17 protein-coding genes are annotated in these 16,228 nt (G+C 40.4%); 1 reads left to right on the top strand and 16 read right to left on the bottom strand.

The genetic code is table 11. The features are described from left to right. Positions 1 to 69: 69 nt before the first annotated feature. The 11 genes from CYJ36_RS17900 to CYJ36_RS17855 all read right to left on the bottom strand — a co-directional run bounded on the left by CYJ36_RS17900 (position 70) and on the right by CYJ36_RS17855 (position 9,104). Entirely contained in the window at positions 70 to 318 is a 249-nt protein-coding gene (locus tag CYJ36_RS17900; RefSeq protein WP_101568623.1) for a hypothetical protein, read from the bottom strand. After that, positions 315 to 464 carry a hypothetical protein gene (locus CYJ36_RS23820; RefSeq protein ID WP_180850438.1) on the bottom strand — a complete coding sequence of 50 codons (150 nt, stop codon included), beginning with the start codon at positions 462 to 464 and terminating at the stop codon, positions 315 to 317. The genes CYJ36_RS17900 and CYJ36_RS23820 overlap by 4 nt, the downstream gene beginning before the upstream one ends. A 493-nt stretch (positions 465 to 957) precedes the next feature. Then, positions 958 to 1,353 carry an SseB family protein gene (locus tag CYJ36_RS17895; protein ID WP_101568622.1) on the bottom strand — a complete coding sequence of 132 codons (396 nt, stop codon included), beginning with the start codon at positions 1,351 to 1,353 and terminating at the stop codon, positions 958 to 960. Beyond that, positions 1,350 to 1,754 carry a hypothetical protein gene (locus tag CYJ36_RS17890; protein WP_101568621.1) on the bottom strand — a complete coding sequence of 135 codons (405 nt, stop codon included), beginning with the start codon at positions 1,752 to 1,754 and terminating at the stop codon, positions 1,350 to 1,352. The genes CYJ36_RS17895 and CYJ36_RS17890 overlap by 4 nt, the downstream gene beginning before the upstream one ends. After that, the gene (locus tag CYJ36_RS17885; protein ID WP_101568620.1) at positions 1,747 to 3,069 is read right to left on the bottom strand and encodes a hypothetical protein; all 1,323 of its coding nucleotides are present in this window, start codon (positions 3,067 to 3,069) and stop codon (positions 1,747 to 1,749) included. Before CYJ36_RS17885 ends, CYJ36_RS17890 begins: the two co-directional genes overlap by 8 nt. 48 nt (positions 3,070 to 3,117) lie before the next feature. Next, positions 3,118 to 3,441: a hypothetical protein gene (locus tag CYJ36_RS17880; protein ID WP_101568619.1), complete on the bottom strand. Its 324-nt coding sequence runs from the start codon at positions 3,439 to 3,441 to the stop codon at positions 3,118 to 3,120. Positions 3,442 to 3,629: 188 nt separating this feature from the next. Continuing rightward, positions 3,630 to 4,322 carry a response regulator gene (locus CYJ36_RS17875; protein ID WP_308315353.1) on the bottom strand — a complete coding sequence of 231 codons (693 nt, stop codon included), beginning with the start codon at positions 4,320 to 4,322 and terminating at the stop codon, positions 3,630 to 3,632. A gap of 2 nt (positions 4,323 to 4,324) precedes the next feature. Then, the gene (locus tag CYJ36_RS17870) at positions 4,325 to 5,914 is read right to left on the bottom strand and encodes an ATP-binding protein (RefSeq protein ID WP_101568617.1); all 1,590 of its coding nucleotides are present in this window, start codon (positions 5,912 to 5,914) and stop codon (positions 4,325 to 4,327) included. Positions 5,915 to 5,968: 54 nt separating this feature from the next. Continuing rightward, positions 5,969 to 7,495 carry a tripartite tricarboxylate transporter permease gene (locus CYJ36_RS17865; protein ID WP_101568616.1) on the bottom strand — a complete coding sequence of 509 codons (1,527 nt, stop codon included), beginning with the start codon at positions 7,493 to 7,495 and terminating at the stop codon, positions 5,969 to 5,971. 22 nt (positions 7,496 to 7,517) lie between these two features. Continuing rightward, positions 7,518 to 7,970 (bottom strand): tripartite tricarboxylate transporter TctB family protein, encoded by a 453-nt coding sequence (locus CYJ36_RS17860; RefSeq protein WP_101568755.1) that lies wholly within the window; start codon positions 7,968 to 7,970, stop codon positions 7,518 to 7,520. A gap of 117 nt (positions 7,971 to 8,087) precedes the next feature. Beyond that, positions 8,088 to 9,104 (bottom strand): Bug family tripartite tricarboxylate transporter substrate binding protein, encoded by a 1,017-nt coding sequence (locus CYJ36_RS17855; RefSeq protein WP_101568615.1) that lies wholly within the window; start codon positions 9,102 to 9,104, stop codon positions 8,088 to 8,090. Between the two features lie 229 nt (positions 9,105 to 9,333). On the opposite strand from CYJ36_RS17855, the gene CYJ36_RS17850 reads away from it, so the two are divergent. Beyond that, positions 9,334 to 11,004, top strand: a complete 1,671-nt coding sequence (locus CYJ36_RS17850; RefSeq protein WP_101568614.1) for a glutamine--tRNA ligase/YqeY domain fusion protein — start codon at positions 9,334 to 9,336, stop codon at positions 11,002 to 11,004. 814 nt (positions 11,005 to 11,818) lie between these two features. Here the strand turns inward: CYJ36_RS17850 and nadE are convergent. Genes nadE through CYJ36_RS17820 form a run of 5 tightly spaced genes read right to left on the bottom strand, consistent with a single transcriptional unit; the run spans position 11,819 to position 16,169 of the window. Then, positions 11,819 to 12,640 carry an ammonia-dependent NAD(+) synthetase gene (nadE, locus tag CYJ36_RS17840; protein WP_101568612.1) on the bottom strand — a complete coding sequence of 274 codons (822 nt, stop codon included), beginning with the start codon at positions 12,638 to 12,640 and terminating at the stop codon, positions 11,819 to 11,821. Between the two features lie 12 nt (positions 12,641 to 12,652). After that, positions 12,653 to 13,267 (bottom strand): nicotinate (nicotinamide) nucleotide adenylyltransferase, encoded by a 615-nt coding sequence (gene nadD, locus CYJ36_RS17835; RefSeq protein ID WP_101568611.1) that lies wholly within the window; start codon positions 13,265 to 13,267, stop codon positions 12,653 to 12,655. Between the two features lie 27 nt (positions 13,268 to 13,294). Beyond that, entirely contained in the window at positions 13,295 to 14,773 is a 1,479-nt protein-coding gene (locus tag CYJ36_RS17830; protein WP_101568610.1) for a nicotinate phosphoribosyltransferase, read from the bottom strand. A 19-nt stretch (positions 14,774 to 14,792) separates the two neighbouring features. Next, positions 14,793 to 15,341: a cysteine hydrolase family protein gene (locus tag CYJ36_RS17825; protein ID WP_101568609.1), complete on the bottom strand. Its 549-nt coding sequence runs from the start codon at positions 15,339 to 15,341 to the stop codon at positions 14,793 to 14,795. 54 nt (positions 15,342 to 15,395) lie between these two features. Continuing rightward, on the bottom strand, positions 15,396 to 16,169 hold the full coding sequence (locus CYJ36_RS17820; RefSeq protein ID WP_101568608.1) for an NUDIX hydrolase: 774 nt from the start codon (positions 16,167 to 16,169) through the stop codon (positions 15,396 to 15,398). Positions 16,170 to 16,228 lie beyond the last annotated feature (59 nt).

Genomic DNA, 16,228 nt, shown 5'->3' with positions numbered 1-16,228 from the left:
TCAAAATAGACTATTTACCCTAAATTATTCCTTTCAATAAGTGCTTTTTGAGGGATTACTCAAAAAAATTCAAAACCCGAGTATCGTCACTTTCTCTTCAATGATATCCAAGTCAATAATAGATACGCAAACTGTAAACTCATACTTAGCATGTGTCTCGAGGTTTAATTTCCTCCAGGCCTCCGGGTTGCTTGTCATAAGAGTGGCTTCCTGACTCTCTTTGTCAAAACCGATGATGTCAAAATCGAAGCCTTTGTAGAAAGCTGAAGGTATGATTTCATAGGCATCGTCAAAATCTTCTAATCCTACAGTTTTCAAACACCTGTAATACTTGTTCTACTTCGTTCGAAACCATTCGATATGTCTGATGAGTCCATTGACCGCAGTTTTACTTGACCGTTGTTTACTTGAATAATTGAATATTCTTTCCCATTATACAATGCATACCTTCCTTTTTTTATCAATTCAATTGCTCCTTTCAAGAGCACAAAAAAAAGAGGTACACACCTCTCTGTCATTGTGCAAATATGTCATTTTACAAACCCAAGTATTAGCACTTTATCTTTTATTATTTCTAATTCATTAAGAGGTACATTGACCGTAAACTCATATTTATCATGGATTTTCAGGTTTAATTCCTCCAGGCTTCCGGGTTATTTGTCATGAGATTAACGTTTTTTTCCAACTCTCAAAACCGATAACCGCAAATAAGAAACCCTAATAGAAGGAAGATAGTTTTATTTCGTACGCAGGATCTAAATCCTTAGTTTCGATCTGCTTAATATAAATATAATCTTCTTCAGTTGCTTTCTCAAAACTCATAGTTTGAGTCAAAGAATCTTAATCTTAGGAACGGAGATAATAATTTTTTATAGTAAAAAAGTTTATATTCTTTTCCACGATTAACTCCATATCTGCATTCTTAATTCACGACTTATTCATTTTGACCGGATGGCCTTAATTTTTAAAAAAGTTCTGTTTTTCCCTCATCATTTCCAGTTCCTGCGGAATAAGCAGCTTTGATAACGGAGTGTCCGGATTTAAAATTACCCCTGTTTGGCCATCTATATGGTTAAGTACTTCTTGAAAAGATACAGAAATCGCTGTACTATTCTTGAACATTTTCTCAATTGGAAATTTTGAAGAAAAGATAGGCAATAGCTTCCGGTTTTTCTTCTCCATAATCTGAACCTGCTCCAATGAATCTTGTCCATCTGCAGCTATTTTACTTGTCTGTTTTTTAATCAGCCAAATCGTACTTTTCCCGAGTATTTCGTAAAAGTCTGCTATTTTATCGTTGTTGCTCATCGCATCGATCAAAGCTTTTTCTAGGGTGTTAAATTGATTGCTCATTTTTCTCCGAATCCTAAAATCGGGCTCTTTTTTTCCGAGATACTTACTTCGCCCAGCTCCACAGTTTTTATATACTCATATTTTCCGAGTGATGAAAATCCGAGTTCATCCACTGTATTAGGATCAATTGATTTCAAGATAACTGTTTGATCAGCCTCATTTACGCCTTCAATGATAAATTCCCGATTTTTAAATATGGCATAAGGTGTATACTCATAGGCATTCTCTAATTCAGATTGAGCAATTTCTTTAATAAAAATGTTTTTCTTCAATCCTGCTGCCTGAAATCCCGCGCCTTGAGCTGCTTTGTCTCGCGTGCGCAAAGTGACCTTTCCGCTTCCCTCAGGGATGATTGAATACTCTTTTCCTTGATAGATGCCGTATTCTCCTTTTTTAATCATGACTGTTTAACTCCTCTATACTGTAAAATCTTTGATCATATTTATCATAGATTCCGACCAGTTCTTCTGCGCCGTCTTTGACAACATAGATTTCACCTGCGCTAGGTCTGGCATTATTTCCATAAACCGTTTCAAACTCAGGGACAATCTTACCATTTTCTGCAGCTGTAAATCCATGGCCTGTTTGAGGATAGCTGATATATTCATTAGGCTTTGCTGCATGAGGGCTATTTAGCTCCTCTGCATATGGAATTTTGAGACGGTCGCTTTGTTCTGTTGTAAATCGGATCACAGCGTATTCTTTGTCAGGAGAAAAAGGTGTGTTCGAATAGTCCATCCGCAAGGAATTGTACATGTCTGCAGACGTTGTAATATCGCTGACATCATCCATTTTTGCTATACATCCCCCGACGTCTGTAAGTTGACCTGATAAATACAAGGCCATTTTATCCTGATCAATGACCTTCTGCAAAACAGTGGATCCATTGACAGGCGGTACAGCTTCGCGGATTTGATGCATTTTGTCCAATTCCTCAGGTGTTAAATCTTTATAATATTGGGATTGAAGGGATAAAAATTCTTTCTTAGAAAGCCCCGCTTCATCAAGCACCGAATTAATCTCAGCAGCAAACCCTTTCCCCTGTGAAAGTTTCGCATAATCAAAACTCGTATCCATCCCATGTGTAATAGACTCCACTTTAGGCTTAGAGGGTGTCCCATCAGGAACTTTTGTGAGCTTGGCAGCCTTTCCTAGCTTATCAATTCCCTTGCCTCCAAGGATACCAAGTCCGATGGATACGATTCCATATGTAAAGAACTCCGTCCGGCTATGTACATCTCCATTAATGACTTTTGTATTCCATGATTCTGAGAGCGTGTTCCACATGGATTCCAGTGTTTCAAGCGGATGAATGATGGCATCCCACATGGCTTCGTACGTTTCCCATTCTGTGAGGGACACAAGTCCATCCCAAGCATCCGTCAGACCATTTTTTGTACCGTCCCATAATCCCGAGAAAAAACCGCCCCAGCCTGAAGAAGCAGACGATTTGGCGGCCTCATCTGCTTCTCTCATGCCATTTGCCGTGTTTTCAATTAATGTCCTGGCGTCTTCTGTCAGCGTATGAAACCGATTCACTAAGTGACGGATTTCCTCCTGAAGATCGAGAGATCTGCCTACACTTGCAACAGAAGTAAATCGAAGTCGTGCAGATTCCCAATTTAATAAATCCAATGCATCTCCGGTATATGAGCGGGATTGATCAATGCGCTGTGCAAATGATTCAAGTTCTTCCGGTCTAATTTTTATTTCCATGAACAGCTACCTCTCCTTGTATTCCGTTAAAACATTTGCATCGCACGATTAAGCCAGGGCGTCTGCCATTTCTCTCAGTCTCCCGATTTCATTCCGCAGCTCTTGAAAAAGCTCATCCCTAATATCATTTATATGAAAAGCAGTGACACGAATCTCATCCCGAATGCTTTCATAGGCTAATTTCGTTTGTCCTGTCCACTCATCTGCATACTGCTGATGCAGGTTATAAAGATGAAAAACGCCGTCATCAAATGTACCCATCGCATTTTTAATAGCAGCCAAGTATGCCTCCAGTTCATCTGCATCCCTGGTGTACTCTGCCTGCTTTCTTTTTCTCTCCAAGTCTTCAAAGAAGTCTTCGATCGTATCCAACAAGATCTTTCCACGTCCTTCTTCTTGTTTTAGAAGCATCTTATAGTTATGTTAAAATATGGGGATGAATCCGGCAACTAACTATTACACTATTTTTACATATAGGTGAATATTACTAGAATAGCATTATTCTTTCTTACTATTAGAATAAATTGAAAACTCTGTCTGAATTATGACTTGTAAATAATTCATTTCAGGACATATACGCGTTCAGGCCTGCCAATCGTTCCGTATGATAAATCGGCTGCAATTTTCTCCTCTGAAATCAGATGCTCGAGATATCTTCTTGCTGTCGTTCGGCTCACACCTATTTGATTGGCCATTTTTTCAGCGGTTAATCCTTGCTTTGTTTCACCTAAAACTTCCATTACTTTGATAAGTGTCAATTTATCAATTCCCTTTGGCAAAAGGGGTTTTTCATAAATATCCTGCTGCTTATAGAGCAGCTGATCCACTTCTAGCTGATTGATCATTTTATTTTCCGATTTTATAGATCTAAGCTTGCGATAATGGTCTTGATACCTTTTTAAAGACTGCTTGAACCGTTCAAAAATAACAGGCTTAATAATGAAATCGAATACCCCGATCGTAATGGCTTCCTGCACCGTTTCAATTTCTCTGGATGCTGTAATCATAATGACGTCCATTTGTTTATCCATTTGTTTGATTTCCTTTAAAAGTTCACGGCCATTCATATCCGGAAAATAAACATCAAGCAGAATGAGATCCGGCTTTAAGATATCAATCAAGCTTTTTGCTTCTGAATAATTTGCAGCAATGCCGATTGCGTGAAACCCTTCAATCTGTTCAAGAAATCTTCTTTGAATTTCTGCAATTCTTAAATCGTCTTCAATAATAAGCACTTCTATGGCTTGATGCATCTTCATCCCCCCTGCTTTTTTGGAATTGCTACTGTAAACATCGTTCCCGCTCCTCTTTCTGTTGTGAACGTAATGGTTCCTCCTACTGTTTTTAACGCCTGCTGTACAAGATTGAGCCCGATGCCTGCATTTCTGCCGCCGCTCTTTGTTGAAAACCCCTGCTGAAAGATTTGCTCAAAGTGCCCGGGATCTATACCTGGACCATTATCTTCTACTTCAATAATTAACTCTTTGCCTAAATCAGTTAAAAAAAGACACACTTTTTTATCTCCTGCTTCATTTTCTCTGACTGCATCAAATGCATTATTGATTAAATTGCCGATAATGGTGATCATAGCTTCACGATTAAGTGAATCAGGAACATCCTGAAAGCTGCTGCCCTCATCAATTAAAAACTCTATTTTCATTTCACTTGCCAGGCTGATTTTCCCTAAAATAAACCCTGCGAGAATCGGATCCGGAATTTCTCTCATAATGAAGCTGATAAATCCTTGTGTGACATTTACTTGTGTTGAAATAAAATCAATTGCCTCTTTATAAGATCCTAATTGAATTAATCCAAGCAAAGTGTAGAGCCTATTGGAATATTCGTGTGTTTGTGCTCTTAATCCTTCCGCGTATGCCTTAACATGAGATAATTCCTGCAGCACATGTGACAGCTCAGACTTATTCCGAAAGCTTGCTACTGCACCTGCTACAATGCCGCGTTTATCAAAAATAGGAATCCGATTGACCACGAAAACTTCTTCCAGAATAATGAATTCCTGATCATATTCAGCCTGGCCGGATGCTGCAACCTGCAGCAAATGCGTATCCTTTATTATTTCTTCAATTCGTTTCCCTCTCAAAAGAATTTCATTTGGGATCTGCAGGATCTTGTGGGCATTTTCATTCACAACTGTGATTTTCCCATCCGTATCAATTGCAATGATCCCTTCATGTATGGATTCTAAAATGGCATGCTTTTCCTGATACATCCAAGCAATTTCCTGCGGTTCTAGCCCAAAAATTGCTTTTTTAATATTTAATGAAATTAATAATGCCGAAATAATGCCGCCTACTAAAATGAGACTAGTAGAAAATAAGATTTTATTTTGCAGTTTGGAAAGCTCTCTTGCAATATCCTCTTGAAGAAAGCCAACAGATACAACCCCAATGACAGTACCATTCTGATCAAAGATCGGTGCCTTTCCTCTTAGTGAGGGGCCAAGTGTTCCAGTTGATTCTGAAACGATCGTTTCACCTTTAAACACTTTGTCGTTGTCTCCGCCGACCATTTTTTCGCCAATGCGATCTTCATCAGGATGTGAATAACGAATTTCGTCCAAGTTTCCTACTACGATAAATTCAGCCTCTACTTCCTTGCGGATTTTCTCTGCAATCGGCTGAATGGTCTCTGACGGATTTTCAAGAAGAAAGGCCTCAGAGATTTCCGGCATATAGGAAATGGTTTCTGCGACAGATAAAGCCTGCATTCCCTTGTCTTTTTTCAGATTTGTCTCCATGATGGATTTAAACGTAAATTCGAATAAGCCTGCCATCAGGATGACAACCATACAAATGAAAATCATAAGCTTAGCGTGTAAGCGCATTCAACCACCTCATTTCCATCATAGTAAAAAAACCCCTTTATAAAAAGGAGTTTTTTAACCTTCAACGTTGATTACGACATTTTTCCCGCTTTTTTTCATTAAGACAGGTACGATCAGCCACAAAGCTGTAAGGATTAAGAAGGTAACGGAAAGAGTCCGCGTAAAGAAAATGCTGTAGTCTCCATTTGAAATCGTCAGCGCCCTTCTCATATTGTTTTCAATCATCGGCCCTAAAACCAATCCTAAAACAAGAGGAGCTATTGGATAATCATTTTTGGTTAAAAAGTAGCCAAGGATTCCGCATGCAAGAAGCAGCAATAAGTCATAAACAGAAACCTGGACAGCATAAACGCCGAAGATCGAAATCGCGATAATGAGCGGAATCAAATATTTTTTTGGCGTTTGTATGATTTTAGCAAAAACCTTGACGAGCGGCATATTTAGAACAAGAAGCATGATGTTGCCGATGAACATACTTGCAATCAAACCCCAAGCTACCTGAGGGTGGTCCTCAAATAAAAGCGGACCCGGCTGTATGTTATACATCATGAAAGCCCCCATTAAAATGGCAGTTGTTCCTGACCCAGGTATGCCCAGTGTCAATAACGGAATCATCGCACCGCCAGAAGCGGCGTTATTGGCTGATTCAGGTGCAGCAACTCCTGCAATTGCACCTTTTCCGAACTTTGAAGGATCCTTGCTGATTTTCTTTTCCATAATGTAAGAAAAAAAGGAAGCAAGCGTTGCTCCTGCACCTGGCAGAATCCCGATGAAAAATCCCAAGAATGAACCTCGTGCAATGGGACCTGCCGATTCTTTCAGTTCTTCTTTTGAAGGAAGAATATTTTTTATTTTGGCAATTTCGGCATCTTCCTCTTCTTTTTCAAGGATCGTCTTGAACACTTCGCCTAAAGCAAACAAGCCAACCGCTATTGTTAAAAATTCTATGCCCTGATAAAGCCATGGGAAATCGAATGTGAACCTGGCAACCCCCGAAACATTGTCAACCCCGATTGTAGCAAGCAATAAGCCTGCTATCGTCATGATAAGGGCCTTTGTCACAGACTTACCTGCTAAACTGCTGACTGCGGCTATACCAAGGAGCATCAGTGAAAAATATTCAGCCGGGCCAAATTTAATCGCAACATTAGATAAAGGCTTTGCTAGTAAAATGAGAGCAATAAGCGTTACGATTCCGGCAAAAAAAGATCCAATTGCAGCTATGGATAGAGCACTCCCCGCTCTTCCTTTCTTCGCCATTTGATACCCGTCAAGGGTTGTGACAACAGATGACGATTCACCTGGTGTATTTAAAAGAATAGAGGTTGTGGAACCCCCGTACATGGCTCCGTAATAAACACCTGCCAGCAGAATGATGGCACTTGTTGCGGCCTGTTCCGGAGGCAATCCTCCTGTCATTGAAGCAGTAACCGGGATTAAAAGGGCCACACCGCTCATAGGGCCTATTCCAGGCAAAACCCCAACAGCTGTTCCAATCAGGACACCTGCGAAAGCAAAAAGAATGTTGTACCAAATTAAAGCTGACTGAAAGCCTTGAAGCAGATATTCCAGAGTTTCCATTCTGCATCCCCCTTAAATGAATCTAAAACCAGACTGGAAAGCTGGGCAGCGTCCCTTTCAGAACCACTACAAACAAATAATAGATTCCTCCTGAAAAACAAGCAGAAATCATAATGGATTTCAGCCAATTTCCCCGTTCCATAGCCTGAAAGCATACTAGTAAAAAGACAAAGGTCGTAATCACATAACCGATTGTTTCAAGTGCAGCAATATATAATAATGTTGCAAGAAAAATAATGACGAACACCTTAACTTGCAAAGGTTCCTTTTTCCCGTATTTTTTTTGATAGTGAAAGGTTTCATAAAATAACCGGAGACTTAGCAGGAACAGAACAGCCCCCAGAAAAAAAGGAAAGATATTAGGACCAACCACACTTCCGTATGATGTTTCGGCGATTTGCATACTGCCGTACATGAAAAGGGCTCCAACAGTTAAAAACAAGATGGCTGCCGCTCTGTCAAACTTGATTGACATCTGGATCATCCTTTCAAAAGGTGAAAAAGGAGCTGCCTCCTTTTTCACCTTTATTATTGGCTATTCGAAAAGATTGTTGTTTTTCGCATTAAGATTTCAATCACGAAAAAAGCCTTTCTATTTCGCCATTCCAACAGCTTCAAGAATAGTCTGAACTTGTTTTTCCTGCTCTGCTAAAAACGTTTTAAATTCTTCCCCGTTCTTATATTCCATTTCCCAGCCTTGTGCTTCGACTTCTTTTTTCCATTCATCCGTTTCAACTAAATCTTTGATTGTCTTCTGCCAATATTTATATGCTTCATCAGACATTTTTTCTGGTCCAAATACTCCGCGCCAAATAGTGAACTCTGCTTCAACTCCCTGTTCTTTTGCAGTCGGAATATCCTTTAGCTCGCCTTGAAGTCTCTCAGTGGCTGTCGTCGCCAATACTCTCACCTTTCCAGCCTTTAAAAACTCCTTCACGCTGGATACGTCTGTTCCAATCACATCTGCATTGTTTCCAAGCAGGGCAGTAATCGCCTCTCCGCCTCCATCATAAGAAACATACTTTAACTTTGTCGGATCCACTCCATCTGCATAGGCAGGAAGAATAGAGATAAGATGATCCATTGAACCGGGAGCAGACCCGCCGGCAAATGTAAGCTTGCCTGGATCCTTTTTCACATCATCCAATAAGGATTGCAAATCCGTATATTTAGAATCTGCCTTCACAACAATTGCACCGTAGTCTTTCGTCAATTGGGCAAGAGGCGTTGTATTTTTATAACCGTATGGACTGTTTCCTTCTTTTTTCAGGTTATTAATAATAACCGGCGGAGAATTCACAAATAATCGGTCATTATTCTGAACATCCTGTGTTGCATATTCAGCCATGAAAACGGCTCCGCCTCCGCCTGGCTTGTTTTCAACCGTTAATGGCTGATCAACAAGCTTTGTTTCGCTTAACACCTTTACATAAGAACGAGCGGTTAAATCCCAGCCGCCTCCAGCCCCCGATGGAGCGACAACCGTTAAAGCCTTTGAAGGATAGCCTGTCCCGTCTGATGCAGCTTTTTCTTCATTGCTGCAGGCTCCCAAGCTAAAAGCCAGTGCTCCAGCACACACAACCATGGAAATTTTTTTTAATCCAAACATATAAATCCCCCTTTGTAAGCGTTTTCTTAATTTTACAGAGGATTCTGAAAAAATATAGTTTAATCACGTAAAGAGCATAAAAACCTTTATTTCCTTTTTGTCCTTTTTGTTCACGGAAGATTTAGAACTGAATTCATTTGAATAAATGGCCCGGTAAACTTATAATTGTAAAATGAACTTATGATTTATGGACATAATGAAGTTTACATAGAAGAAAGGACGATAAAGATTGGAAAATAACTCGTCAAACTTTATAAAAAACATAATTAAGGAAGACATGGAGAGCGGAAAACATTCGACGGTTATCACACGATTCCCTCCTGAGCCAAATGGCTACCTCCATATCGGCCATGCAAAATCAATCTTAATCAACTTTGAACTTGCCGACGACTTTGGCGGCAGAACCAATTTACGATTTGATGACACGAACCCTTTAAAAGAGGATCAGGAATTTGTAGATTCTATTAAAGAAGATGTAAAATGGCTTGGCTATGAATGGGACGAACTTCATTTTGCATCAAACTACTTTGAAGAAATGTACAATCGGGCTGTTCTTTTAATCAAAAAAGGCAAGGCGTATGTAGATGATTTAACAGCTGATGAAATCCGTGAATACCGCGGGACATTAACTCAGCCTGGAAAAGAAAGCCCGTACCGCAATCGCTCAGCAGAAGAAAACCTTGAGCTCTTTGATAAAATGCGCAAGGGTGAATTTGAAACAGGCAGCAAGGTACTGCGTGCTAAAATCGACATGACTTCACCAAACTTGAACCTTCGTGACCCTATTATTTACCGTGTATCTCACACGATACACCACAATACAGGAGATACTTGGTGCATTTATCCAATGTATGATTTTGCACATCCGCTTGAAGATGCGATTGAAGGTGTGACTCATTCCATCTGTACAACTGAGTTTGAAGATCACCGTCCACTTTATAACTGGGTTGTTGAAGAATGTGAAATGGAAAGCAAACCGCAGCAAATAGAATTTGGCCGCTTAAATATCACGAACACAGTTATGAGTAAGCGCAAGCTGAAGAAATTGGTTGAGGAAGGTTTTGTAGACGGCTGGGATGATCCGCGCATGCCAACAGTTTCCGGTCTGAGAAGAAAGGGATATACATCTGATGCCATCCGTAACTTTGTCCGTGAAACTGGAGTTTCAAAAGGGTATGGAGCAGTTGACGAAGCGATGCTTGAGCACTTTGCAAGAGAAGACCTTAAACTAAAAGCTCCCCGGACTATGGGTGTGCTTAAACCGCTTAAAGTCGTCATCACGAATTATCCAGAAGATCAAGTGGAAATGCTTGATGCGGAAATCAATCCTGAGGTTCCTGAAATGGGGACACGTCAAATCCCATTCGGAAGAGAGATTTACATCGAGCAGGATGATTTCATGGAAGATCCGCCAAAGAAATATTTCCGCCTTTTCCCTGGCAATGAAGTACGTTTAAAACATGCTTACTTTATCAAATGTGAAGAAGTCATCAAGAATGAAAACGGCGAAGTCATTGAACTCCGCTGCACATATGATCCTGAAACAAAGAGCGGATCAGGCTTCACAGGCAGAAAAGTGAAAGGCACGATTCACTGGGTAGATGCAAAACATGCCGTTCCTGCAGAATTCCGTTTATATCAGCCGCTAATCCTAGATGCTGACGTTGAAGCGGAAGCAACTTTAGAAGCAGATGAAGAAAAAACATTCCTTGATTATGTGAACGAACAATCTCTTGAAGTCGTTCAAGGTTTTGTGGAACCTAATATGAAAGATGTTAAATCTCAAAATAAATTTCAGTTCTTCAGACACGGATATTTTAATGTAGATCCGAAAACGACAACTGCGGAAAAAGCAGTATTTAATAGAATTGTTTCTTTAAAAAGTTCTTTTAAATTATAAAAAACATGGAAAAGACCTAAATTCTCAGGAAGAAATTTAGGTCTTTTTTCTATTTTTCCGCAGAATTGTTCTTCAGCATTCGATAAGTCAGAGTGAAAAGCTTGTCCAATTGGATAGAATGAAGTCGCTTCATTCATTCCTTTTACAATTCCGGACAAAGTCAAACCCGTTATTTGCAGAATATTGTGTGGTTTCAATTAAGATTAATTGCGGAATAAACGTACTAACAAAGATAAAATTGGGATGGATCAAATAAATAAATTGAGGAAAGGAGAATACTTCTATGAAAATCAAAGCTGGAAGCTGGAGAATGCTGTCTGTTCAAGAGAAGCTCTTTATTTTGGAAGCTGTGAGCCATAGATTGAAGAAGTAAACTGGATCTGATTCGCCGCCTCTTAGGGGACAGCTGGAAAAAAGAAAGTATTGCGTTTAAAAGGGAAAGTATTTTTCTGGTTTTCGCTAGTAAAAGAGGCATTTTGGAAAGTAAAGCTGCCTACATCCGGGATTTGCTGTTCATTTCAATTAAAATCTAACCCGATTGGCCTATTCCTGGCTGCACTTGGCTATTTGATCACATCCCATGGGGGAAAACGCTTTTTTTCATGCTTGGCAGCAACCCGGAATCTTATGTTTTCCATCTTATTATCCGAGTAAGCATGTTATAGTATCTGCAATATCAGTTATTTTGAATGAATTCGTGATCTTTTCAATTTAATTGGCGCGCTTTTCGAAGGCGCAAACATATAAATTCTGATCGTACAAAAAAAGAACCAATCCTTTAATAGGATTGATTCTTTTAAACTGCACTTAGAGATTATTTCCACCAGCCATCAAATTTACTGGCTGGCAATTGACGTTTATGCTCTGTCATCATATAGCGCTTTTCAACTTTGGAAGCGACTTCTTCTGACACTGATTTTCCCTCCAGGTAGTCGTCTAACTCATCATAAGTAATCCCAAGCTCAGTCTCATCGGCTTGCTGCGGCTTTGCATCAAGCAAATCGGCTGTCGGAACTTTCAAATACAGTCTTTCCTCTGCTCCAAGCTCCTTCAGCACGCTTCTGCCCTGACGCTTCGTCAAACCTGCAAGCGGCAGCAAATCAGCTCCGCCGTCACCATACTTTGTAAAGAAACCGGTGACAGCTTCTGCAGCGTGATCTGTTCCGATTACCAATAAACCCTCTTGTCCTGCAATGGCATATTGCGTGATCATGCGTGTTCTCGCTTTTACATTCCCTTTGTTAAAATCACTTAACTGATCCTGAGCTGCTTCTGAATACTGCTTTTCAAAAGAGTCAACTGTCGATTTAATGTCAAAGGTGATGGAACGGTCAGGCTTGATAAACTTCAATGCAAGCTGGGCATCATCTTCATCATGCTGAACACCGTGTGGAAGACGGACGGCAATAAACTTCGCATCGCTTTTACCTTCACTGCGCAATTCTTCAACGGCAAGCTGCGCAAGACGTCCAGCTAAAGTAGAATCCTGACCGCCGCTGATTCCAAGGACAAACCCCTTAGAACCCGTTTTTTTCACATAGTCTTTTAAGAACTCAATGCGTTCTCTTATTTCAGCCTTCGGATCAATTTCAGGTTTAACATTTAGGTCACTCATGATTTTCTCTTGCATGCTCATCAGAAATACCTCCTATTGATATAAAGAATGTTTTTTAATGTAATCATAACAAGCATTCGGCAATAGATAACGCGGTTCTCCGCCTTTTGAAAATTCATCTCTGATGTATGTAGAGCTGATCTCCATCGCCAGCCCCTTATCGATCAAATGAAAGGTTGTTCCATCATCATGATTTCGCAGAATTGGCGAACGGGAAATCGTCCGGAGCATATCAATGCCCTCTCTTGCCATAACAATAAACTTATTGCCAGAGATCAGTTCTTTATCGTATTTCCACTTGCCGTCTGCAATATCAACAAGCAGATCTGCACCCATAATAAAGTATATTTCATCATTCGGGTATTTCTTTTTAAAGTGCTCCAGCGTGTAATACGTATATACATTCCAGGCTTCCTGCTTAATTTCATAATCATCAGCCAAAAACTTGTCATTTCCCTGAAGTGCAAGCTCAAGCATATTCCAGCGGTGCAGATCAGATGTTTTCATCACTTTATCTTTCCGTTTATTTGAACATGGAAGAAAAATGATTTTATCTAAATTGCAGCGGTGCGCAACCGTACTTGCCGTCCATAAATGCACATTCGTAATTGGATCAAAAGACGAACCGTAAATCCCTATCTTCCCCACTTGCTCTTCTCTCCCATCGTCCTCTAGTTACTTCTTTCCCTGTTCAATCATATTCTTAACCTTTGATTGAACTTCTTCGATGTTTCGCATCTTGTTCTCCCAGCAGCGCTCGCTTAAATCGACCGGATACTCCTCAGGATGCATGGTCCGTTTGTACTCATCCCATAGAACATCCATATTTTGAGCGGCATAGTCTTGAATCTCCTGGAGCTCAGGAAGTTTATAAACCAATTTCCCATCTACAAAAATATCCCGGTGCAGTTCCTTCGCTTCAAAATTCGTCACAAATTTGCTGACGAAGGTATGAATGGGATGGAACATCTTTAAGCGTTCCTCCGCCTGAGGATTTTCGTCCTCGAGCGCAATATAATCGCCCTCTGATTTTTTATTGAGAGAATTGATGATTCTGTATACCTTTTTAATACCCGGCGTAGTTACTTTTTCCGGATTGCCGCTGATTTTAATCGTATCCGCCATTTCCCCTTTTTCATTTTCAATGGCTACCAATTTGTAAACAGCGCCAAGAGCAGCTTGATCATATGCCGTAATCAGCTTTGTCCCAATTCCCCAAGAATCAATTTCAGCTCCTTGGGATTTAAGGTTTATGATTGTATTTTCATCCAGATCATTGGAAGCGATAATTTGCGTGTCCTTGAATCCAGCTTCATCCAGCATCTTTCTTGCTTTTTTCGAAAGATAAGCCAAATCTCCGCTGTCTAAACGAATTCCTTTGAAATTAATTTTATCTCCAAGTTCCTTCGCTACTTTAATTGCAATCGGCACCCCAGATCTTAGCGTGTCATACGTATCAACAAGAAAAACACAGTCTTTATGACGGCGCGCGTATTTGTGAAATGCCGTATATTCATCACGATAAGCTTGTACCAATGCATGAGCATGTGTGCCTGAAACTGGAATACCGAACATTTTGCCCGCACGTACATTTGATGTTGCGTCAAATCCTCCGATATATGCAGCTCTCGTGCCCCATACTGCTGCATCCATTTCGTGAGCTCTGCGCGTTCCAAACTCCATCGCACTTTGCTCTCCAACCACATGCTTGATGCGGGAAGCTTTGGTCGCAATCAATGTTTGATAGTTCACAATGTTAAGCAAAGCCGTTTCAATCAACTGTGCCTCAGCAAGCGGTGCTTCAACCCTTAAGATCGGTTCATTGGCAAAAACAAGCTCGCCTTCAACCATGGATCGCACGGTTCCAGTAAAGCGAACCTCTTTTAAATACTCCAAATAATCTTCTTTATATCCCAATTCGTCCCGTAAATATTTGAGGTCACTTTCGGAAAAAGAAAAACTCTGCAAGTACTCGACAATGCGCTCCAAGCCTGCAAAAACCCCATATCCATTACTGAATGGAAGCTTTCTGAAAAAAACTTCAAACACAGCTTTTCTTTTATGCATCTTATCTTCCCAGTACGTTTCGGCCATGTTAATTTGGTATAAGTCAGTGTGCAGCGTCAGGCTATCATCTGTATATATTGTACTCATCAAAGGAACCTCCATCTGTCTATTCAACTCGTGCATTCAAGCTATTTTTAAAATGTGAAAGCGCCCATGCGTGGCCATCAGGATTGAAGCTTGCCACAGCTTTTTCATGAACAACCATTTTAAAGCCTTTATTAAAACCGTCAACTGCCGTATGCAGCACACAAATATCCGTACAAACCCCGATTAAATGGATTTCTGTGATGCCTCGTGCACGAAGTTTTAATTCCAAATCCGTACCCGCAAACGCACTGTATCTTGTTTTATCCATCCATTGTACATTATTTTTCTCTTTATTTTGCTCATAAACGTCTTCAAGTTTGCCAAAAAGCTTCCGTCCAGCTGTTCCTTCAATATTGTGAGGAGGAAACAAAGCATTCTCCGGATGGAATTCATCCTTTTCAAAATGCAGATCAATCGCAAAAACAACAAAATCGCCGGCTTTAATGAAAGACTCCGTCAAACTCACGATATCAGCCTCAATCTCCTGGCCAGGCTTTCCGCAAGTTAACGCCCCATTATCCGCTACAAAATCCACCGTATAGTCTATGTTAATTAACGCTCTTTTCATAAATGTCCACTCCCCTTTAGTATTTAACACTTAATGAATTGTTAATTATCAAATCTAGTAACGTGCCGTATAGATCGGTTTGACAACATCCATCTCAACAAACGTATAAAGCTGAGTCGGTTTTTTTGACGTGCGCGATGTCTTTCCTTCTGCCTCCCTGATAAATGGAAGGGTCTTAATTTTCCTTGAAAAAGATTGGTCACTTGCAATGGCAGGATCATCCGTCACCGTTTTCAGCACTGCCTGCAGCTCCGAGTATGTAAAGTATTCCGGAAGAAAATTCTTAGCAACTGTCGTCTGCAAAAGATCATTCGTAATCATTTTAATGGCATCTTCAATGATTTCTCTGTGATCAAACGCAAGATCCAGATTCAGAACATCGTTGATTGAAAAAAGATCTACCTCTGCAGCATCATCCTGAGCTTTTCTCAGGGACAGCGAATGCTCTGGAACAATCGCATAATGAGCATTCGAGATAATCCAGCCCCGCGGATCGCGCCCCGGCTTATCATACACACCAAAGTGTTTCACATGAACCCCGGAAACACTCGTTTCCTCTTCTAATTCCCGCTTAGCCGCTTCAAACGCTGATTCATCATCCTGAACAAATCCGCCTGGTACCGCCCACTTGCTGGCCTCAATGTTTGGATTCCCCTCTGCATCAAGCGCTGCACGCTGGATCAGCATCAGCTTCAAATCCATCAATGGCGGCTTATACTCCCCGTCGCTTTCAGACACAATCGTAAACACACAAATATCTGACGTGTATCCATCAGGAGTCCGATATTTTTTTATATCGTATTTCTTAAGAGCTTCATCGTTTGACATAAATAACTGGCTCCTTAATTCGTTTTTAATTAACAAGTTGTTAATTGTTAATTTATTTA

Origin of the sequence: Bacillus sp. UMB0893 (genome assembly GCF_002858905.1) — a bacterium.
GTDB lineage: Bacteria > Bacillota > Bacilli > Bacillales > Bacillaceae > Bacillus_P.
Note: the sequence above shows the minus strand (reverse complement) of the source record. Positions and strands in the feature narration are given on the sequence as shown.